The organism is Maribellus luteus (assembly GCF_003576475.1).
Classification (GTDB): domain Bacteria; phylum Bacteroidota; class Bacteroidia; order Bacteroidales; family Prolixibacteraceae; genus Draconibacterium; species Draconibacterium luteum.
In genome coordinates, this window is record NZ_QWGR01000005.1 from 213,681 (window position 1) to 232,693 (window position 19,013).

A 19,013-nucleotide genomic window follows, 5' to 3' on the forward strand; every position below is an offset into this window, starting at 1 on the left:
ATATATTTACACATGATTTAAATCATACAGACAGGAATCATAAACTTAACTGGAAACCGGTCAGGCAAACGTTTGGTCAAAATCCAACAAGGAGATTTCGACGATGAACCTTGGGTGACTGTTAAAACTTTATACAATGAAAAACAAAACAAACTGGTGGCTCATTCTCGGGCTTTTGATCATTACCGCACTTATTGGGGTGTTCGTCCCAAGCGGACTGGCAGAACAGGATTATTCGAATATGAATGCCGGCGACACGGCCTGGATGCTGACAGCTACGGCCCTGGTGCTTTTGATGACCCCCGGCCTTGCCTTTTTCTACGGAGGGATGATACAATCGAGGAATATTATTTCAACCATGCTTCAAAGTTACATTGCCATGGGAATCGTAAGTGTTCTCTGGGTAGTTGTGGGTTTTAGCATTGCCTTTGGCGATAGCATTGGCCCCGAAGGCGTTGGGCTTTTCGGAAACCCACTCACTTACTTTATGTTTCGAGGCGTTGGCGGTGGCACACATCCCGACCTTGCCCCCACTTTTCCGTTTGCCGTGTTTGCCATGTTTCAGCTGAAGTTTGCCATCATAACACCTGCACTGATTACAGGTTCGTTCGCCGGTCGTGTCCGCTTTCGGGCTTATATGCTGTTTATGTGTTTGTTCATTGTATTTATTTATGCGCCACTGGCCCACTGGACCTGGCATCCGAACGGATTCTTACGCAACTGGGGAGTGCTTGATTTTGCCGGGGGAACCGTTGTTCACATGTCAGCGGGGTTTGCAGCCCTTGCCGGAGCCATTTTCCTGGGCCGAAGAAAAGATGCCAACAAGGAATTTAAACCGGCCAATATCCCCTACATTTTGCTGGGCGCCGGCATGCTTTGGTTCGGCTGGTTTGGTTTTAACGCCGGATCGGCACTGGCTGCCAACGAAGTAGCAGCTTCGGCACTGGTAAATACCAACACAGCTTCGGCAGCTGCCATGCTAACCTGGATCTTTTACGATGCTGCCCAGGGCAAAAAACCGTCCGCCGTGGGCGCTGCCATTGGATTGGTGGTAGGGCTGGTAGCCATCACTCCTGCTGCCTGCTTTGTTAATGTCGGAGCAAGTATTTTCATTGGCGTTATTGCGGCTATAATCAGCAATTATGCGATAACGCTTCGGACAAAATCAAAACTGGACGACACGCTGGATGTATTTCCCGCTCACGGCATGGGAGGAATTACCGGCATGATACTAACGGCGGTTTTTGCCAACGAAGTAGGACTAATTCATGGGGAAACAAACACCTTCCTCTATCATTTACTGGCGCTGGTTATCGTAGGTATTTTTACGTTTGGCGGCTCGATGTTTTTGTATAAAATAACTGATTTAATTGTGCCGATGCGTATTTCTCCACACGGTGAAAAGATCGGGCTCGATTTAAGCCAGCACGAAGAATCGTATAACTTTGTTTATTCAGATGAACACTAGCATAAAAAAAGGCCGTTAAAAACGGCCTTTTTTCATTTTATCGGAACTTGTCGTTTAAAATCCATCTCCAGCGAAATAAATGTTTCGGTTCGGGCAATTCCTTCAATGTTCTGAAGATCATTATCGATCATACGCTTCAAATGCTTGTTGGTTTTTGTCTGAATTTTGATAAAAATTGCATAAGCACCTGTAGTGTAATGGCATTCCACCACCTCAGGAATCTCACGAAGAGCATGTACTACCTGCGTATGATACTTTGCTTTTTCAAGGTAAATTCCCATGTAAGCGCAGGTATTGTAGCCAAGTTTCTGGGGACTGACAATGAACTCACTGCCATAAACCACACCGATGTTCAGCAGTCGCTGCACTCGTTGATGAATGGCTGCTCCCGAGACGCCGCATTCGCGGGCAACTTCGAGAAATGGAATTCGGGCGTTTTTTGTTATGAGTTTTAGTATTTTTTCATCCAGCTCATCAATGTCTGCTGGTTTTTCTTCTAAATAATCATTCGACTTCATGTCCTAAAAATTCATAATAGGTTATAAATTATTGCGCAAATGTACATAATTATTACAATTAATAAGAAACGATGCTTTTAAACATGCGATTTTCTGATGAATCGTAAATCACTGAACAAAAGCCAAATATAGTGGATTTTGCGGGCTTAGGAATATTTGTTGACCATTTTTGAAATATCGGCACCCGACAATTCCTGAAAAACCCGTAATTCAAATTCGGGAATGACCGCAAAAACGTGGTCAAAAATATCAGACTGAATAGCCTCGTATTTTGCCCACTCCTGCTCTTTCGAGAAAACATAGATTTCGATCGGCAATCCTTTCCCGCTTGGCTGAAGCTGGCGAACCAGAAACGTCATTTCCTGGTGCACATTCGGATGCTGGCGAAGATAAACTTCCAGGTATTTCCGGAAAATCCCCACATTGGTCTGGTGTCTTCCGCTGATGTAGTCCTCGTCTTTCAGATTTCGCTGTTTATTGTATTCGCGCAGCTCTTTCTCCTTTTCAAGCACATAACTCCTGATCAAGTCAAACTTTTCAAAACGGTTCAACATGGCTTCGTCGCAGAATTTGATGGAATTCACATCAATCAGCACCGACCGCTTGATACGCCGGCCACCCGATTCTTCCATCCCTTTCCAGTTACTGAACGACTCAGAAACCAGGCTGTAAGTAGGAATGGTTGCAATGGTCTTATCCCAATTCTGCACCTTAACCGTGTTCAGCGTAATATCGATCACCGTACCATCGGCATTGTGTTTCGGAACGGTCACCCAATCGCCAAGCTTTACCATATTATTGGCAGAAAGCTGAATGGAAGCTACGAAGCCCAGGATCGTATCTTTAAAAATCAGCAACAACACAGCCGCCATGGTTCCCAGGCCAATCACCAAATCCCACGGGTCTTTCTTAAAAAGATACGCGATCATCAGAATGCCGGCCATGCAGAAAATAAAGATCTTGATCAGTTGCAGATACCCCTTAATGGGCCGGGTTGCTGCATACTGAGTAGTATTGTAAATACCCAGAATAGAATTCAGCAGTGCATTGATCAGGTAAACACCAATTCCGATCAGGTAAACTTTCGACAAAGTGATCAGTACCTCGTCCAAAAAGGGATAATAATCCCGGGCAATTAATTCGGCATTGGAAGCCAGCGAAGGATCCAAACGAATGGCTGTTTCAGGCCCCGCGAAATTGGCGGAGTAGAAAAATATCAGCGCCGGAACCAGGTTGGCCACCCCTTTAAATACTTTGTTCTCCACCAAAATATCATCCCAGGTTGTTTCGGTTTTTGCGGCCACCCGGTGCACCACATAAAGCATAAACTTCCGGGCAATAACATAGGCGATATACGAAATCAGTGAAATAAGCAGAAAAGTAGCCAGGGCCGACAGCGGCTTGGCAAAGCTCTCCATGCCGTTAATAGCCCTGAACTGATCGAGTAAAAAACGGTAGAAATATTGCATGACGTTTGGATTACAATTAATACTTTAGCCCACAAATGTAAAAAATGCTGTACAATGAAACGGATAATCTGTTGGCTTTTTATCGTTACTCCCCTGTTTCTAAACGCACAAACCAATTTCAAAGATTATTTCACTGATCATTCCCTGCGCTTCGATTTCCTTTTGGGAGGAAATTCAGAAAACGTGACCGTTTACCCGGAAGGAATGAAACAGGAGCCATTTTGGGCGGGAAATAAAACCCATTTGGTCGACGAATTTAATTACGGCAGCTACCGCTACCGGGTTTTCGATCTGGAAAGCAAGCAACTGATCTTTTCCAAAGGCTTCAGTACCTTGTTTCAGGAATGGCAAACTACGGCCGAAGCCAAAACAACCAATAAAACCTTTTACCAGGCAGCTATTTTTCCTTACCCGAAAAACAAGGTACGTCTCGAAATCGACGCCCGGCAATGGAATGGAAGTTTTAAAAACCTGCTGACAACCGAGATCGATCCCAAAGACTATTTTATACGAAAAGAACTGACTGAAAAACCGGAAGTAAGCGAGGTATTAAAAAATGGCGATCCGGCAAAAAAAGTGGATATTGTTATTCTGGCAGAAGGTTATACTCAAGCCGAAAAAGAAAAATTTATTAGTGATGCACAACGTGTTACCAACATGCTTTTCTCGGAAGAACCTTTTCTTTCTGAAAAAAACAGTTTTAACGTGAATGCGGTTTTTACACCGTCAAAAGAATCGGGAACCGATGTGCCGGGCGAAAGAATTTATAAAAACACAAGCCTCAATTCAAGCTTCTACACGTTTGATATACCGCGTTACCTGACTACCAGCGACATGAAATCGATTTACGACGCAGCCGCGGTGGTCCCTTACGATCATTTGTATGTACTGGTTAACACTGAGCGTTATGGCGGCGGCGGTTTTTACAACTTCCTGTCGCTTTGTTCGTCCGACAATGAACTTACCCGGGAAGTGTTTATTCACGAGTTCGGCCATGGTTTTGCCGGGCTGGGAGATGAATACTACACTTCGTCGGTTGCGTACGAAGACTTTTACAACCTGGAGATTGAGCCCTGGGAACCCAACCTAACTACGCTCGTTGATTTTGACAAGAAGTGGAAATCGATGCTCGAAAAATCGACACCGATACCCACCCCCCGCGAACCAAAATTCAGCCACACGGTAGGTGTTTACGAAGGCGGAGGTTACCTGAACAAAGGCATTTACAGCCCGCACATCGATTGTCGAATGAAAAGCAACGAAGCAGAAGGGTTTTGCCCGGTTTGCCAGGAAGCCATCCGAAAAGTAATTCGTGCTCATACCGACTAAAACTTCACCATCAGATATACAAAAAGCGGCCGGGGATTTTCCCGGCCGCTTTTTGTATGCTTCGTTTATAAAGAACTACGCTCTTTTCTTTTCCATTAATTTGCTTGTTACCAGGTAAGCGACAATCAAACCAACTCCGCCGCAAACCAGGATGGCAGTAAAGTATGCTACTACATCTTCAATAGCCATCGACAGCAGCGACCCTGCAACTACTCCAAGACCAAGTGCAATCAGGAAAATTCCCCATTTTACGAGTGCATACTGAGAACATTCTCCCTTAAAAATTCCGGCATCCATTCCTTTTTCAACCAAGGCCAAACGTTCTTTGGTACGTGTTGTCCAGTAAACATACAGTATGGCGAAGAGTGCCAGAAAAAATCCGATTGGTATTAAAATTCCTTCCATGATATTTGTTTTTAAATTGTTTTTAGTTCGTTTTCGCCTTTTGGACGCACCCTTTTTCAATCGGTTACACATTCAGCAAGAAAAAATGCAGATAGTCTTTCCAGATGCCTTACCATACTATTATATAGCATGACAAGAAACAGGTGTAAGAAAAAAATTTCTGTGTAAATTGTAACCAGCCTGAAAGAATTACGTCAAAGCCACAGATGGAGCAAAAAGACGATATCTATTACATTGAAAAAGTGCTGGCAGGTCAAACCAACTACTTTTCATACATTGTTGAAAGATACCAGGATGTTGTCTTCTCCATTGCATTGAAAGTTCTTAGAAATCGTGATGATGCCCAGGAAATGGCGCAGGAGAGTTTTATAAAGGCGTATAAATCATTGAGTTCGTTTAAGGGGACCGCAAAATTTTCGACATGGCTTTACCGGATTACCTACAACAACTGTATTTCTGAACTGCGAAAACGAAAAATACATTTTGCCTCTACCGACGACGTGGACCTAAAAGACGAAGCGGAGGAAGTTAACCTGGACGGTATTCCGGAAGAGAACCGGGCCAAAGCAATAAAAGAAGCCATGGACCGCCTGCCGGAAGATGAATATACCTTAATTTTGCTGTACTATTTCGAGGATCAATCGGTTGAGGAAATAAGCAAAGTAACACAGCTTTCGGAGAGCAATACAAAAGTCAAGCTTTTCAGGGCCCGAAAAAAGCTGTACACTATTTTAAATGAAATGATGAAGGACGAATTATACACCATATTATGAACGAGTTGGAAGACATAAAATTAAAGGCATTGCTTCAGAGCATGAAGCTGGAAAAACCCGATCCGGGGTTCTCGGCAATGGTAATGAACAGTATTTTCAAGGAAAGCAATGCGCTGGAACAAATTAAAGCGCAGCGTATATTGGGAAAAGGATTCTGGATCATCCTCGCCTTGTTTTTGTTGCTGGCTGTTGTGGTGTACGCAATGGGCAATGCAGGCATTCAGCCCGAAGGAAAACTGGAACAGCTGGTACCGGGAATGGAAAACGGAATCCAGTCGTTCACCAGCCGCATTGGCACAATTCCGCTAAGCGTGGCAGGCATTCTGATTGCTTCTTCCGTTCTTCTATTTATCGACCGCTTTATCAGCTCAAACAGCAAGTTATTTGCCCACTAGAATTTGGTTCAACACTCTATAAATCCCGGTGCATTTCATCGGGATTTTTTTCTGAAAGTCAACTTTAAAAAATATCCAACAAAATCCGGAAAATTGAATATTGGGAATTCGACATTGGGTATTCTGCATAAAAAACAAATCCCGAATAGAAGTATCCATCTTAACTTTTATTTCTGTTGGTGATTCCCCGGAATCATGACGGTTTTATTCGTATTGTTTCAGGATGCCCGTCATAATCAGGTATTGGGCAGCAATGTAGGTGGTCATAATCAATAATCCGCCCAGCGGAATTGCCGTAAGAAATTTATTAACCGCAATCAGGGTATCGGATAGCACAAACAAAAGAGTTCCCGAAAAAACCAGCGTAAAACTAAGCGGATGCCCGTTGCCATAGCGATTCAGAGCGGTAGAAGCCATTATCAGAATTGCGATCAGATAAACCAATACTGCCACTTTCAAAACAGCATCGAGGTGAGGGAACAAAACGATGTAAACAATCAGTCCGAAAGCGATGTAGGGAATCATCCAAACCGGCTGTTTTTTCAGAAACGACTTTTTGCCCGATATTTCAATGGTCCGCAAAAACAGGAAAGCATAAAACACTTGCGCCGTCAAAAAACTGGCAATTCCCAGAATAAAAAACAGTTCGTTATCTGAAGCGAACATCAGCAGAACATCTCCGCCCCAGGAAGCTAAAAAGCCAAACCCGGCTAACTTACGAACCGTTTTGTCGATTCCTTTTGCGTACAAAAAGAAATATCCCGCGATCCAGATCATGATCAGCGGTTTGAATATCAACTCATTGTTTTTTATAGGGATAAAACCGCCGGCAAGTTCGCCGACAACAATCACCGCGAAAAGGGCATGAAGCAGAAACTTTTTCATTGAGACAATTATTCAATGCTAAAATTAGAGTTTTCGGCTTAAAAAGAAAACGATACGACGATTTTATGTAAAGTGCGGAGAAAAAGACTAATAAACAGCTTCTTCCATCAGGTATTGCTGCACATAACGCGCAACTCCGTCTTCCAACTCAACAAAAGGCTTTTTATAACCAACGTCGCGCAGTTTCTGAATTTCAGCTTCCGTGAAATACTGATACCGCCCGCGCAAATCAACCGGTGTGTCGATAAAAGAAATATCCGGATTGAGGTTCATGCTGTTGAAAACCGAGGTTGTGAGATCGTAAAACGAACGTGCTTTTCCGGTTCCTACGTTATAAATTCCTGAATTATCCTGATTTTCCATAAAATACATCATCACATCGGCAATGTCTTCCACAAATATGAAGTCGCGACTTTGTTCTCCGTCTTTGTAAGCTTTATGGTGCGAACGGAAAAGTTGCATCCTGCCCGTTTCCCGGATGGTTTTAAAAGCATGCAAAACCACCGATGCCATTCTTCCTTTATGGTATTCGTTTGGCCCATACACATTAAAGAATTTCATACCGGCCCAAAACGGTGGCGTGCGGAATTGTTTCAGCGCCCAAACATCGAAATCGTGTTTCGACCAGCCATACAAATTCAACGGACGCAGATCCCTTATTTTCTGATGAGAATCGGAAAAACCTTCTTCGCCGTTTCCGTAAGTGGCGGCAGAAGAAGCGTACAAAAGCGGCACCTGTATTTCAGAGCAAATATTCCACAGACGCTGCGAGTAGATCAGGTTCAACTGCTGATACAGCTCCGGCTCCTGCCCAACAGTATCGGTTCGCGCTCCCAAATGGAAGATAAAATCGACTTCGCTGGCGTGCTTAATAAGCCACTTAAAAAAGTCGTCGCGATCGACAAATTCCCGGTATTTCTTTTGAAGAAGATTGAGATCTTTCCAGGGGTCGTCAAACTTATCAACTAGAATTAAATCCTTGTATCCGGCCTTATTCAGTTTCCCGACCAAGTAACTGCCTATAAATCCGGCTGCGCCTGTAACAACTATCATCTATATTTTGCGGTTAAGTTTTGTACAGCAAAAAAACGCTCTGCTCTGAAAAATTGGCTTTATCATAAAACTTCCGCTTGTGTTTTTTATTGTACGTCAGGCAAAATAAATTCAACTTTTTCTATTGGGCAAAAATATGCCCCGAATTCTGCAAAAATAAAATGTATTTAAGAACAGGTTCATATTTATGAAATCACAAATAGTTGAATTTGTGGACAAATTGCATACGGGATTAATAAATCAAAGTTTTTCATTCAGTTAACAGGGATCGAAATTTTCTGAAGAAGAAGCAAAACCGTGTTCTTCAGGTTTTCAAGTGCCAGGGGAATGTTCCACTTGGCCGAATCCCGTGGTTCCACATAATTGGAAACCGACCGTATCTGAAAACATTCAACCCCCATCCAGCGGCAAACATAAAAGAATGCAGCGCCCTCAGTGGTTTCGATATGCGCCGAAAATTTCGTTTTTATCTCGGCAATGCTTGTTTCTCGCCCCATACTTCTGTTGGAAGTAATACCGCGGACTTTGGGAATATTGATCCAGTTCTCCGAACCACAGGCCTTTAAAACACCATTTTCGAAGGGAAATTCATTTATGTCAATAAAGCCCGACTCAAACAAGGTCAGAAATTCGTTCTGTTTTTCAATCCCAAGGTCGGCAAACTCATCCGAAACCACGTTCACCGCATCGCCGATTTCCAGTTCGTGTGTCAAACTTCCGGCCAGACCAATGTTGATTACCCGGTCGTATTCTTTCTCTTTAAGGGCGTTGGTTAAGTGAAAAGTGGTAAAGGTGGTTCCTATTCCGGTTACCAGTATATCAATGTCAATATCGCTCCAACGGTACTGTTTAAAAAGATGGCTCTGCTCATCAACTTTTTCAAGCTCGTCAACCAGGAGTTTTACCTCCATCCAGGCGCTTGCTACCAGTAAAATCTTCATAATTTCTCGTTTGTCAAGTTTTAGTAAAAGAAAAAGCGTTTACACATTCATACTGTTTTTATGAAAAAAAGTTAATCTTTGTATCAACTTTAACAGGAAAAGCCATGTGTTCACCTATATCTGACAGCTCAAACGGATACGAAAGAATCGACCTCTTTAACGAAGAAAGCATCAAGGAACTTTCGGGGCATTACGAAAAAATCCTGAAAATAATCGGTGAAGACCCAACGCGCGAAGGTTTAAACAAAACGCCGGAGAGAGTGGCCAAAGCCATGCAATTTCTTTTGCAGGGCTATCAAGCCGATCCTGTTGAGATTTTACAGTCGGCCATGTTTAAGGAAGATTACCGCCAGATGGTAATTGTAAAAGACATTGAAATTTATTCGATGTGCGAGCATCATCTCCTCCCGTTTTTTGGGAAAGCACACGTAGCTTACATACCCAACGGAACCATCACCGGGTTGAGCAAAATAGCACGTGTGGTGGACGTTTTTGCACGTCGTTTGCAGGTACAGGAACGACTGACCATGCAAATAAAAGAATGCATTCAGAATACCCTGAAACCGCTGGGAGTTGCCGTGGTTATTGAAGCCCAACACCTGTGTATGCAAATGCGCGGCATTCAGAAACAACACTCCATAACTACCACATCTGATTTTACGGGAGCCTTTGAAAAAGTGGCTACCCGCGAAGAATTTATCAAACTGATCAGCACGAAATTAAGCTAGTCGAATTCAATACAAACCGGCGACGGCAGTTGAATCTCCTGTCCCGAGAATTGTATGCTTCCATCCTGGCGGTTTATTTTGAACGCCGTGATGTTTCCGCTTCGCTGATTCGCTGCCAGCAGCCAGTTCCCGTCAGGAGAAATTCCAAAGTTCCGGGGCCAGTTTCCTTCCACCGAAACCGTTTCCACCATTTTCAGCGACTGGTCGTTCCCGTCCACCTCGAAAACTGCGATTGAATTGTGCCCGCGGTTGGAACCGTACAAATATTTTCCGTCGTTCGAAATATGAATATCGGCACAATAACTTTCCCCTTTAAAACCGGCAGGCAAACTTGAAATTTCCTGCTCAACCTTCCATTCACCGCTCTTCTTCCGAAGGACAGAAACCGTCGAATTCAGCTCATTGATCACATAAATAACTTCCCCGTTTGGATGAAACTCAAAATGACGCGGACCAGCTCCCGAAGCCAGTTTGGCAAATTTCTGCCCCGACTGTTTAAGTTGCCTGTCTTCCAACTGAAAAATATTGAGTTGATCGGTTCCCAGGTCGGCATTAAAAACGACGTTCGAGAAAGGGGAAAACTTTGCCGAATGGGCATGAGGCTCACCTTGCCGGCTTTTATCCGGTCCCGATCCTTCGTTCTGAATAACCGTACTGCTTTCGCCCAGGCTTCCGTCCTCATTCACCGGATACAACGAAACCGTTCCGCTGCTGTAGTTCGAAACCACCACGTATTTACCATCGGACGAAACATCTACATGACACGGGTTATCCCCCTTCGACGATTGTTTGTTCAAAAAATGAAGGTCGCCTTTTTCGTCAACACGATACGCAGAAACACCTCCCACCTTTCCGCCCGGCATGGTGGCTATTTCGGAAACCGAATACAGGTACTTTTTATCAGGCGCCAAAACCAAAAACGAGGGATTATCCACCGCTTTAAACGTGCGTTCCAAACGAATTTCCCCGGTGTTGGTATTCAGGCTGCAATAGTAAATCCCTTCCGCGCCTTCTTTGGTATAGGTTCCTACGTAAAACTTCTGCAAATTATTATCTTTACTGAACACGATGGAGGACACCATCAGTCCCAGTACCATCAGAATTATTTTTGACATCTTTCTTTTATTTTGACAAAGTTGAAACTACTAATATAAAACGAAACGACATGCAAAAACCGGTTATCGCCCAAAAAGCGCCCAAAATGCTTACGCTCGAACCCGGCACCTATTATTGGTGTGCCTGTGGCAAAAGCCAGAATCAACCTTTCTGCGACGGCTCTCACCGTGTAACGGAATTCAAACCGCTTGCTTTTACCATCGAAGAAAAGAAAGACGTTTGGCTATGCCAGTGCAAACATTCGTCGAACAAACCTTATTGCGACGGCACACACCGAACGCTTTAAATCCAACCTGACGATCAGGAGGTTTTCTTAAAATAGTCTTTGCTGGCATTGCAAATCGGACATTTGTATTCTTCCGGAACATCTTCCCATGGTGTTCCGGGAGGAATCCCAACCGTGGGGTCGCCCTCTTCCGGGTCGTACTGATAGCCGCAAATGGTGCAGGTAAAAATACCGTCGCCACTTTCATCCTCAGTTGCCGGTTCTTCCGCCTTCTCAGTCACAGGTTCGGCTTCCGGTTCATCACCCAGCTTATCCCGCTCAATGTAAGTAGGTGCATTTTGGGGTGCCAGCATTTTGTATTTTTTGTGGTAATAATCGTAGGTAAGCGGCTCTTCGTTTGAAATCAGTTCCCCATCCACCACTTCTGCAATAATCAGCATATGACTTCCAACATCCACACTTTCCAGCACCTGGCAGTCGAACCACGCCACACAGGAATCCAGCACAATGGGAGCTCCCGTTTTGGCCGTCTTGGTTTCAACTCCCTGAAACTTATCGATTTCGGAACCCGACATAAAGCCAAACTTCCCGATCAGCGAAGTTTCCACTTCTTTTTTCAAAACAGACAGCGAAAAACGTTTACTATCCAGGATTTTTTGGGTGGAGTAATTATTTTTATGACTGCTGATGGCGATCTTCGAAGGGTTGGAAGTGATCTGAAAAGCAGTATTCCCGATGTACCCAACCTTCTCGCCTTCATGCTCACTTGCAATCACATACAGCCCGTACGACAACTTATGAAATGCTCTGTAATTCATTTATTTTTGATTTTCAAAATTCAACTTATAGTCAATAAAAATAAGAATTGATTTCGTACTTTTAAAAAGACAAATCATTAATACCCTATTTATTCAAAAACCGAACTTAACAAACCATGAGAAAAACAATCTGCACCCTTTTCTTTTCCCTGTTATTCGCAATCGCCGGTTTTTCGCAGTCGGATGATTGGCAAAAAGACATTCAGAGCATTCTTAAAAGCCAGCAGAACATGGGACACGCCTTTTCGCAGCTGGCCAAGCAAATTGACGACGTGTTGTGGTACGAGCGCGTGGGAGACATCGCTTTTGTCGACAAACTTTACATTTACGGCCCGCCCAAGTGGAAAGAACAAAACCCGACTGCCAAAGATGCCGGCAACCCGGTAAAATTCTGGACCTACGTTTTTATGCCGGCCAACCTGGATGCCAGCAAAAAATATCCGCTGATTGTATTGCCACATGGTGGGGTTCACGGCGATTTTACCACCTATTATACCCACATTGTGCGTGAACTAATCAGCCAGGGATATGTTATTGTTGCTCCTGAATACAGAGGAAGCACCGGATATGGCAAAGCCCACTACGAAAAAATAGACTATGGCGGACTGGAAGTTGAAGATGTTTACTACAGCAGAAATTACATGATCGAAAACTACGACTTTGTGGATAAAAACCGTGTTGGAATTATTGGATGGAGCCACGGAGGCCTGATTACGCTGATGAATATATTTGATCACCCCAACGATTTCCAGGTGGCTTTTGCCGGTGTTCCGGTAAGCGATCTGATTGCACGAATGGGCTACCACGAGCAAAGTTACCGCGATCTGTATGAAGCCGATTACCATATTGGGAAAAGCGCCAACGACAATGTTGCCGAATACCGTCGCCGGTCGCCGGCCTGGAATACCCATAAATACAAAGGTACTCCTTTGCTGATCCACACCAACACCAACGACGAAGATGTAAATGTGCTGGAAGTGGAGCACCTGATCAAATCGCTGAAAGCAGAAGGATTACCTTTTGAGTACGAGATATTTGAAAACATACCGGGAGGCCATTCATTTGACCGAATGGACACCAGAACCGCCAAAGAAATACGTCTGAAGATTTACGCTCACTTAGCCAAACAGCTAAAACCCGAAAAGCCTATAAAAAATTTAAAAGAACTCCAAAAAGCGGGCTATAAATTCTGAATAGCTTTCTAATATTCAGAAATCTATTTTTAATATGGGAATAAATTCGAAATATTTTCCAAATATCGGACAAAAAGCTTGTCATAAACATAATTTTTGCATACTTTTAAATTGCTCTAAATACGACTAAATGACCAACCAGAAATTAAAAAGTCAATACAAGGTTTTTATTGTAGAAGACAACGAACTTTATGCAAGGGTTCTAAAAAAGCAGCTGACGGACGACAAGCTCAACGTTAAGGTTTTTCACAACGGAACAGATTTTATCAATGCACTCCACGAAGCGCCTGACGTTGTAACGCTCGATTACACCCTGCCGGATATGACAGGGAAAGAGGTACTGGAAAAAATTCAGAAGGAACTTCCCAGCGCCAACGTAATTGTGATTTCGGCCCAGGAAAGCATCGACACGGCTATTGAACTGATGAAACTCGGTGCGTACGATTACATTATGAAAGCGCCCGATACCCGCGAACGACTGAGCAATGTAATCAACAATATTTACAAGACCGACCAGCTAAAAACAGAAAACAAAATTCTGAAAGACGCTGTTGCTGAAAAATATAATTTCAGAAGCCTTATCAAAGGAAACAGCCGCGAAATTGACCACGTATTTGAGTTGATGAACAAAGCCACTCAAACCAACATTTCTGTTTCCATCTACGGCGAAACCGGAACAGGTAAAGAGCTGGTGGCAAAAGGCATTCACTTTAATTCAAAAAGAAACGCCAAACCCTTTGTGGCTGTTAACGTTTCGGCCATTCCCGACGGGCTGATTGAAAGTGAGCTTTTCGGACACGAAAAAGGTGCCTTTACCGGTGCCGATTTCCGTAAAATCGGGAAATTTGAGTTGGCCAACGGCGGTACTCTTTTTCTGGATGAAATCGCCGATCTGAACCTGAACCTTCAGGCTAAATTGCTGCGTGTAATACAGGAGCGCGAATTGGTCCGGCTGGGCGGAAACGAAACCATTCCGCTGGATGTGAGAATTATAACCGCCACGCACAAAAACCTGGCGGCACTGGCAGCAGAAGACAAATTCAGACAAGACCTTTATTATCGTTTGCTCGGATTACCCATCGAAATCCCGCCCCTGCGGCAACGTGGCAACGACAAGATTCTGCTTGCCAAGTTTTTTGTGGATGAATTTTGCCGGGATAACGAAATGGAACCCAAAACCATTTCGGACGAAGCCAAACAAATGCTTCTGACCTACCACTACCCGGGAAACATCAGGGAGCTGAAGGCCATTATGGAGCTGGCGTGTGTTATGTGCAGCCGCGACGTTATCAAACCCAATCATTTAAACATGAATGTGGACGAAAACGTACAAAACCTGCTGGCAGCCGAAAAAACGCTGGAAGAATACAACAACGACATTGTGAAGTATTTTCTGAATAAATACAACCAGAATGTTCGTTTGGTGGCCAACAAACTAGGCATTGGCAAATCAACCATTTACCGCATGCTGCAAAAAGACATGAATTAAGCTGAAAATTGAGATAAAAAAAAAATCCCGATCCGTCAGTTGACAGATCGGGATTTTTTATGCTCGAACTAAAACATTAAGCTTCGAATGCGTTAACTCCAATGGTTTCCATGTTGCGATCCACTTTCTTCACCAGGCCCTGAAGTACTTTTCCCGGGCCAATTTCAGTGAATGAAGTAGCACCATCAGCAATCATATTCTGAACAATCTGCGTCCATTTTACCGGGGCAGTCAACTGAGCGATCAGGTTTTCCTTGATAACAGCAGGATCTGAAACCGGCTGTGCATTTACGTTCTGGTAAACCGGACAAACCGGCGTGCTGAAAGTAGTTGCTTCAATGGCAGCCGCCAGTTCTTCGCGGGCAGGCTCCATCAGCGGCGAGTGAAAAGCACCGCCAACAACCAGTTTCAGGGCACGTTTGGCACCTTTTTCAGTAAGCGCTGCGCAGGCTTTATCAATACCTGCTTCCGAACCCGAAATTACCAGCTGGCCGGGACAATTGTAGTTGGCCGGAACCACCACATCGTCGATAGAAGCACAAACTTCTTCCACAACAGCATCTTCCAATCCTACAATAGCAGCCATGGTTGACGGCTCCAGCTCACAGGCTTTTTGCATGGCCATGGCACGCTGAGAAACCAGCTTTAAACCGTCTTCAAAAGTCAGGGTTCCGTTGGCAACCAGCGCCGAAAACTCTCCCAATGAGTGACCAGCCACCATGTCAGGAGCAAATTCTTTCATGGTTTTAGCCAGCAATACCGAATGCAGGAAAATAGCGGGCTGTGTAACTTTGGTTTGTTTCAGGTCTTCCACATCGCCTTCAAACATGATTTTGGTGATGTCGAACCCCAGAATATCGTTTGCTTTTTCAAACAGGGCTTTCGCTTCTGCAGAATTCTCGTACAAATCCTTTCCCATGCCTGGGTACTGAGCTCCCTGTCCGGGAAAAACATATGCTTTCATAATTTTGAGTTTTTAATTCCGCCGCAAATTTAATCGAAAAACAAAAAGTGCCCTTTAAATCGCATCCAATCAGCCAGATTTGACAAAAATTTAGATTATTCTTTCGAAAATTGTGTTGAACGGTTCGAGAATTAGGAAAGGGGCATCTTAAATAAGGTCTATTCAATGCACCAAACAAGTTCCATCAAACGGTGCAAGCAAGTCCGGTGGTATTCGGGAGCGGAAACCTCTCGGAACAAACGAACAGAATCCGGAGGATTCAAATATTTGTAGTTCAACCGCATAAACAGACATCCGCCTCCGGCCGGAGTCGAATCTAACCCGTGGCATTTACTCTCTACAGACATTTAATCCCGCCGGGATTTTATTATTGGGCTATAGCGTGTTCTTCCTATAAACAACAATATCAGCGGTGCGCTGCACCTGCGTTTGTGTTTTCCAGTCTATCTAACGACAAATATTCCTGGTGCGCTGCACCATTTACCACCACGTGATATTCAGACTATAAATATTTTAGGTGCGTTGCTCCTTTCAATGAATGCAATTTCTTTAGCAGCAGCGCTGCGAAATATTTATAGACCGAAAGCATTGTAGCAAATGAAGGTGCAGAGCACCGAAACATAATTCATCAAAAAAAACAGAAACGAATGTAGATTTCCGGGTTTTCGGTTCGGGAATAAAACACCGGACTCATTGGAAAAACAAACTAAGAATCAAATATTTTAGCATAAGACCCAACAAACTATACATAAAAAAATTCCGGAAGCGGTATTTCAACATACCGGCGGCCACCGAAATAACAGGTGATGAGAGCGGAAACAAATTAAAAATGAAGATGGTGAGGTTACCATATTTCAAAATGTATTTTTCAGCCTTTAGAATTCGCTTTTCACCTACAAAATTATTAATCACGGCAGAACTTACGGAGACCCCGATCAGGTAGTCGACGATTTGCGCACTGATAGCCGTACCGAGTGCTATGGCAATCATCTCCCATAAGTTAAAAACCTTCAGATAATAAATAAAGGCAATCTCAACCGGCATCAATAAAAAGAACAGATAACCAGAGAAATGAATGAGTGCAAAAGAAAACATGCTCTGACTTTTCCCTTCATACCATTCTTTCCCAAGAGTAAAGGAAACGATTAGAATGGCTGCCAGTGACGTTAAAAGCAACAATACAATCCTAACCCCTTTCTTTTTGTCTATTTTTCGCTCTTCGAACATATCGGAAACCAGTTTCAAGCTTGGCTACATTTATTACGATAAAGACAAAAAGATGTAATAAAAAGAGAAAGATATTTTTGGAGTGCCGAAGTAAGCTACTCTACGGTAACCGATTTTGCCAGATTCCGTGGCCGGTCCACATCGCAACCTTTCAGCACGGCAATATGGTAAGCGAGAAGTTGTAGGGGAATTACTGCCAGCAAGGGAGCCACGGCGAGATGTGAGCGGGGAATTTCAATCACATCGTTGACCATTTCGTGAAGGCCGGTATCTCCTTCTGTAACAACGGCAATTACATTTCCTTTACGGGCTTTTACTTCCTGGATATTGCTGACCACCTTTTCGTAATACGCATCCTGCGGAGCCACCACAATCACCGGCAAATTGTCGTCGATCAACGCAATAGGGCCGTGTTTCATTTCGCCGGCCGCGTATCCTTCGGCATGTACATAGGAAATTTCTTTTAGCTTGAGCGCCCCTTCCAGCGCCACCGGAAACAAATAGCCACGCCCCAGGTAAAGCGCATTGACGGCCTCCTTGTATTTTTCAGCAATCGCCGCAATCTTTTTGTTGCTTTCCAAAATCAGGCGTCCTTTGGCAGGAGTTTCGGATAATTCTTTTACCAGCATCCGGTATGTTTCCGCATCGATGGTCTCTTTTCGTTTGGCAAGCTGTAGGGCAATCATCGTTAATACAGCCACCTGTGCGGTAAAAGCCTTGGTGGAAGCCACCCCCACTTCAACGCCGGCATGGGTATAAACACCGGCGTCGGTTTCGCGTGCCAGCGACGAGCCCGCCACGTTGCAGATTCCGAGCACGGTGGCACCTTTTTCTTTTGCCAGACGCAGCGCTGCCAGCGTATCTGCCGTTTCGCCACTTTGGCTGATCAAGATCACAACGTCCTTTTCACCAATAACCGGATTGCGGTAACGAAACTCCGAGGCATACTCCACTTCCACCGGAGTCTGTGCATATTCCTCGATCAGATATTCTCCAATCAGTGCGGCATGCCACGACGTTCCGCAACCAATAATGATGATGCGGCCTGCCTGCTCCAGTTTTGGAAACACATCGAGCAAACCTCCCAACACGATTTCAGAATGATCGTTGCGCAATCGTCCGCGAAAAGTTTCTTCAAGGGTAAGAGGCTGCTCATAAATTTCCTTTAGCATGAAATGCTCGAACCCGCCCTTATCCAAGGCGCCAATTTCCAGATCCAGATTGGAAATCGTTAGTGAAACGGGATTATTCCGGACATTCTTTAGCGTGCATCCCGCGCGCTGCAAAACAGCGATATCCTCATCGTTCAAATAAATAACCTGTTGGGTGTATTCCGCTATGGGCAAAGCATCGCTGGCAATAAAGTACTCGTTTACGCCAAGCCCGATGGCCAGCGGACTCCCCTTTCGGGCAACCACAATTTTTTCCTTTTCATTGGCACACAATACGGCAATTCCGTATGCTCCCACCACCTTCGAAAGTGCCAGCTGCACCGCGTCCTCCGAAGTCATCTCTTCATCTTGCCGGTAAAAATATTCGATCAGGTTGGCCAGCACCTCGGTATCCGTTTCACTTTTGAACACATAACCTTGTTCCGACAAATCGCTTTTGAGTTTTGCATAGTTTTCGATTATGCCGTTGTGAACCAGCGAAAATATACCGTTCATTGAGGTATGAGGATGTGCATTAACATCGTTTGGCTCGCCGTGTGTTGCCCAGCGGGTATGCCCGATCCCCACCTTCCCTGCCGGGCTCTTACCCTCCACAAACGCTTCCAGGTCAGCCACCTTGCCTTTTTTCCGGAAAGTCTCCAGCGAACCGTTGAGCAATGCTACTCCCGCCGAATCATAGCCTCTGTACTCAAGCTGTTTCAACCCTTTTATAAGAACGGGAAATGCATCCCGAGGTCCGATATATCCAACAATTCCACACATAGTAATTAGTTTAGAGTTTAGTGTTCAGAGTTTTCAGCCTCAGTCATCAGATATTAAAGCATTAATGCATTCTCGCATTTAA

At 44.3% G+C, this 19,013-nt stretch carries 19 protein-coding genes; 8 read left to right on the forward strand and 11 right to left on the reverse strand.

Translation table 11 applies throughout. The features are described 5' to 3' along the window. Window positions 1-136 precede the first annotated feature (136 nt). Window positions 137-1,468, forward strand: a complete 1,332-nt coding sequence (locus D1614_RS11095) for an ammonium transporter (protein WP_119437999.1) — start codon at window positions 137-139, stop codon at window positions 1,466-1,468. A gap of 32 nt (window positions 1,469-1,500) precedes the next feature. Here the strand turns inward: D1614_RS11095 and D1614_RS11100 are convergent, their stop codons facing one another. Together D1614_RS11100 and D1614_RS11105 are read right to left on the reverse strand one after the other, a co-directional pair. Beyond that, the gene (locus D1614_RS11100) at window positions 1,501-1,986 is read right to left on the reverse strand and encodes an Lrp/AsnC ligand binding domain-containing protein (RefSeq protein ID WP_119438000.1); all 486 of its coding nucleotides are present in this window, start codon (window positions 1,984-1,986) and stop codon (window positions 1,501-1,503) included. 146 nt (window positions 1,987-2,132) lie between these two features. Beyond that, on the reverse strand, window positions 2,133-3,455 hold the full coding sequence (locus D1614_RS11105; RefSeq protein WP_119438001.1) for a mechanosensitive ion channel family protein: 1,323 nt from the start codon (window positions 3,453-3,455) through the stop codon (window positions 2,133-2,135). Window positions 3,456-3,509: 54 nt separating this feature from the next. On the opposite strand from D1614_RS11105, the gene D1614_RS11110 reads away from it, so the two are divergent. After that, entirely contained in the window at window positions 3,510-4,784 is a 1,275-nt protein-coding gene (locus tag D1614_RS11110; RefSeq protein WP_119438002.1) for a M64 family metallopeptidase, read from the forward strand. Window positions 4,785-4,859: 75 nt separating this feature from the next. On the opposite strand, the gene D1614_RS11115 is transcribed toward D1614_RS11110, so the two are convergent. Further along, window positions 4,860-5,189 carry a DUF6249 domain-containing protein gene (locus tag D1614_RS11115; protein ID WP_147384164.1) on the reverse strand — a complete coding sequence of 110 codons (330 nt, stop codon included), beginning with the start codon at window positions 5,187-5,189 and terminating at the stop codon, window positions 4,860-4,862. 206 nt (window positions 5,190-5,395) lie between these two features. Between D1614_RS11115 and D1614_RS11120 the strand changes: the two genes are divergently transcribed. Both D1614_RS11120 and D1614_RS11125 read left to right on the forward strand, forming a co-directional pair. Further along, entirely contained in the window at window positions 5,396-5,962 is a 567-nt protein-coding gene (locus D1614_RS11120) for an RNA polymerase sigma factor (protein ID WP_119438004.1), read from the forward strand. Continuing rightward, a complete protein-coding gene (locus D1614_RS11125; RefSeq protein WP_119438005.1) occupies window positions 5,959-6,357 on the forward strand; it encodes a hypothetical protein in 399 nt (132 codons plus the stop codon). The genes D1614_RS11120 and D1614_RS11125 overlap by 4 nt, the downstream gene beginning before the upstream one ends. 204 nt (window positions 6,358-6,561) lie before the next feature. Here the strand turns inward: D1614_RS11125 and D1614_RS11130 are convergent, their stop codons facing one another. The 3 genes from D1614_RS11130 to mqnB all read right to left on the reverse strand — a co-directional run bounded on the left by D1614_RS11130 (window position 6,562) and on the right by mqnB (window position 9,236). Beyond that, complete coding sequence (locus D1614_RS11130) at window positions 6,562-7,242, reverse strand: lysoplasmalogenase (RefSeq protein WP_119438006.1); 681 nt, start codon at window positions 7,240-7,242, stop codon at window positions 6,562-6,564. A gap of 87 nt (window positions 7,243-7,329) precedes the next feature. Further along, window positions 7,330-8,295 (reverse strand): ADP-glyceromanno-heptose 6-epimerase, encoded by a 966-nt coding sequence (gene rfaD / locus D1614_RS11135; RefSeq protein WP_119438007.1) that lies wholly within the window; start codon window positions 8,293-8,295, stop codon window positions 7,330-7,332. A gap of 254 nt (window positions 8,296-8,549) precedes the next feature. Continuing rightward, entirely contained in the window at window positions 8,550-9,236 is a 687-nt protein-coding gene (mqnB, locus tag D1614_RS11140; RefSeq protein WP_119438008.1) for a futalosine hydrolase, read from the reverse strand. A gap of 104 nt (window positions 9,237-9,340) precedes the next feature. Between mqnB and folE the strand changes: the two genes are divergently transcribed. Then, the gene (folE, locus tag D1614_RS11145; RefSeq protein ID WP_119438009.1) at window positions 9,341-9,964 is read left to right on the forward strand and encodes a GTP cyclohydrolase I FolE; all 624 of its coding nucleotides are present in this window, start codon (window positions 9,341-9,343) and stop codon (window positions 9,962-9,964) included. Here folE and D1614_RS11150 read toward each other — a convergent pair. Further along, the gene (locus tag D1614_RS11150) at window positions 9,961-11,079 is read right to left on the reverse strand and encodes a lactonase family protein (RefSeq protein ID WP_119438010.1); all 1,119 of its coding nucleotides are present in this window, start codon (window positions 11,077-11,079) and stop codon (window positions 9,961-9,963) included. The genes folE and D1614_RS11150 overlap by 4 nt on opposite strands. A 50-nt stretch (window positions 11,080-11,129) precedes the next feature. Between D1614_RS11150 and D1614_RS11155 the strand changes: the two genes are divergently transcribed. After that, on the forward strand, window positions 11,130-11,366 hold the full coding sequence (locus tag D1614_RS11155) for a CDGSH iron-sulfur domain-containing protein (protein WP_119438164.1): 237 nt from the start codon (window positions 11,130-11,132) through the stop codon (window positions 11,364-11,366). A 14-nt stretch (window positions 11,367-11,380) separates the two neighbouring features. Here D1614_RS11155 and D1614_RS26475 read toward each other — a convergent pair whose 3' ends face one another. After that, window positions 11,381-12,124: a flavin reductase gene (locus D1614_RS26475; protein WP_119438011.1), complete on the reverse strand. Its 744-nt coding sequence runs from the start codon at window positions 12,122-12,124 to the stop codon at window positions 11,381-11,383. Window positions 12,125-12,240: 116 nt separating this feature from the next. Between D1614_RS26475 and D1614_RS11165 the strand changes: the two genes are divergently transcribed. Beyond that, the gene (locus D1614_RS11165; protein WP_119438012.1) at window positions 12,241-13,317 is read left to right on the forward strand and encodes an alpha/beta hydrolase family protein; all 1,077 of its coding nucleotides are present in this window, start codon (window positions 12,241-12,243) and stop codon (window positions 13,315-13,317) included. Between the two features lie 130 nt (window positions 13,318-13,447). After that, entirely contained in the window at window positions 13,448-14,806 is a 1,359-nt protein-coding gene (locus D1614_RS11170; protein WP_119438013.1) for a sigma-54-dependent transcriptional regulator, read from the forward strand. Between the two features lie 76 nt (window positions 14,807-14,882). Here D1614_RS11170 and fabD read toward each other — a convergent pair whose 3' ends face one another. The 3 genes from fabD to glmS form a co-directional block, all read right to left on the reverse strand. Beyond that, window positions 14,883-15,770, reverse strand: coding sequence for an ACP S-malonyltransferase (fabD, locus tag D1614_RS11175; protein ID WP_119438014.1), 888 nt, complete (start codon window positions 15,768-15,770; stop codon window positions 14,883-14,885). 690 nt (window positions 15,771-16,460) lie between these two features. Continuing rightward, window positions 16,461-16,997, reverse strand: a complete 537-nt coding sequence (locus D1614_RS11180) for a DedA family protein (RefSeq protein WP_147384166.1) — start codon at window positions 16,995-16,997, stop codon at window positions 16,461-16,463. A 95-nt stretch (window positions 16,998-17,092) separates the two neighbouring features. Continuing rightward, window positions 17,093-18,931, reverse strand: coding sequence for a glutamine--fructose-6-phosphate transaminase (isomerizing) (gene glmS, locus D1614_RS11185; protein ID WP_119438016.1), 1,839 nt, complete (start codon window positions 18,929-18,931; stop codon window positions 17,093-17,095). Window positions 18,932-19,013: the final 82 nt, after the last annotated feature.

Bases quoted from the DNA above. Each gene is read 5' to 3' on its own strand.
- D1614_RS11120 (WP_119438004.1), top strand. From the start codon at position 5,396: ATGGAGCAAAAAGACGATATCTATTACATTGAAAAAGTGCTGGCAGGT.
- D1614_RS26475 (WP_119438011.1), bottom strand. From the start codon at position 12,124: ATGAATTACAGAGCATTTCATAAGTTGTCGTACGGGCTGTATGTGATT.
- D1614_RS11100 (WP_119438000.1), bottom strand. From the start codon at position 1,986: ATGAAGTCGAATGATTATTTAGAAGAAAAACCAGCAGACATTGATGAG.
- D1614_RS11165 (WP_119438012.1), top strand. From the start codon at position 12,241: ATGAGAAAAACAATCTGCACCCTTTTCTTTTCCCTGTTATTCGCAATC.
- D1614_RS11130 (WP_119438006.1), bottom strand. From the start codon at position 7,242: ATGAAAAAGTTTCTGCTTCATGCCCTTTTCGCGGTGATTGTTGTCGGC.
- fabD (WP_119438014.1), bottom strand. From the start codon at position 15,770: ATGAAAGCATATGTTTTTCCCGGACAGGGAGCTCAGTACCCAGGCATG.
- D1614_RS11150 (WP_119438010.1), bottom strand. From the start codon at position 11,079: ATGTCAAAAATAATTCTGATGGTACTGGGACTGATGGTGTCCTCCATC.
- mqnB (WP_119438008.1), bottom strand. From the start codon at position 9,236: ATGAAGATTTTACTGGTAGCAAGCGCCTGGATGGAGGTAAAACTCCTG.
- D1614_RS11115 (WP_147384164.1), bottom strand. From the start codon at position 5,189: ATGGAAGGAATTTTAATACCAATCGGATTTTTTCTGGCACTCTTCGCC.
- folE (WP_119438009.1), top strand. From the start codon at position 9,341: ATGTGTTCACCTATATCTGACAGCTCAAACGGATACGAAAGAATCGAC.
- D1614_RS11180 (WP_147384166.1), bottom strand. From the start codon at position 16,997: ATGTTCGAAGAGCGAAAAATAGACAAAAAGAAAGGGGTTAGGATTGTA.
- D1614_RS11170 (WP_119438013.1), top strand. From the start codon at position 13,448: ATGACCAACCAGAAATTAAAAAGTCAATACAAGGTTTTTATTGTAGAA.
- D1614_RS11110 (WP_119438002.1), top strand. From the start codon at position 3,510: ATGAAACGGATAATCTGTTGGCTTTTTATCGTTACTCCCCTGTTTCTA.
- D1614_RS11125 (WP_119438005.1), top strand. From the start codon at position 5,959: ATGAACGAGTTGGAAGACATAAAATTAAAGGCATTGCTTCAGAGCATG.
- D1614_RS11105 (WP_119438001.1), bottom strand. From the start codon at position 3,455: ATGCAATATTTCTACCGTTTTTTACTCGATCAGTTCAGGGCTATTAAC.
- D1614_RS11155 (WP_119438164.1), top strand. From the start codon at position 11,130: ATGCAAAAACCGGTTATCGCCCAAAAAGCGCCCAAAATGCTTACGCTC.
- rfaD (WP_119438007.1), bottom strand. From the start codon at position 8,295: ATGATAGTTGTTACAGGCGCAGCCGGATTTATAGGCAGTTACTTGGTC.
- D1614_RS11095 (WP_119437999.1), top strand. From the start codon at position 137: ATGAAAAACAAAACAAACTGGTGGCTCATTCTCGGGCTTTTGATCATT.
- glmS (WP_119438016.1), bottom strand. From the start codon at position 18,931: ATGTGTGGAATTGTTGGATATATCGGACCTCGGGATGCATTTCCCGTT.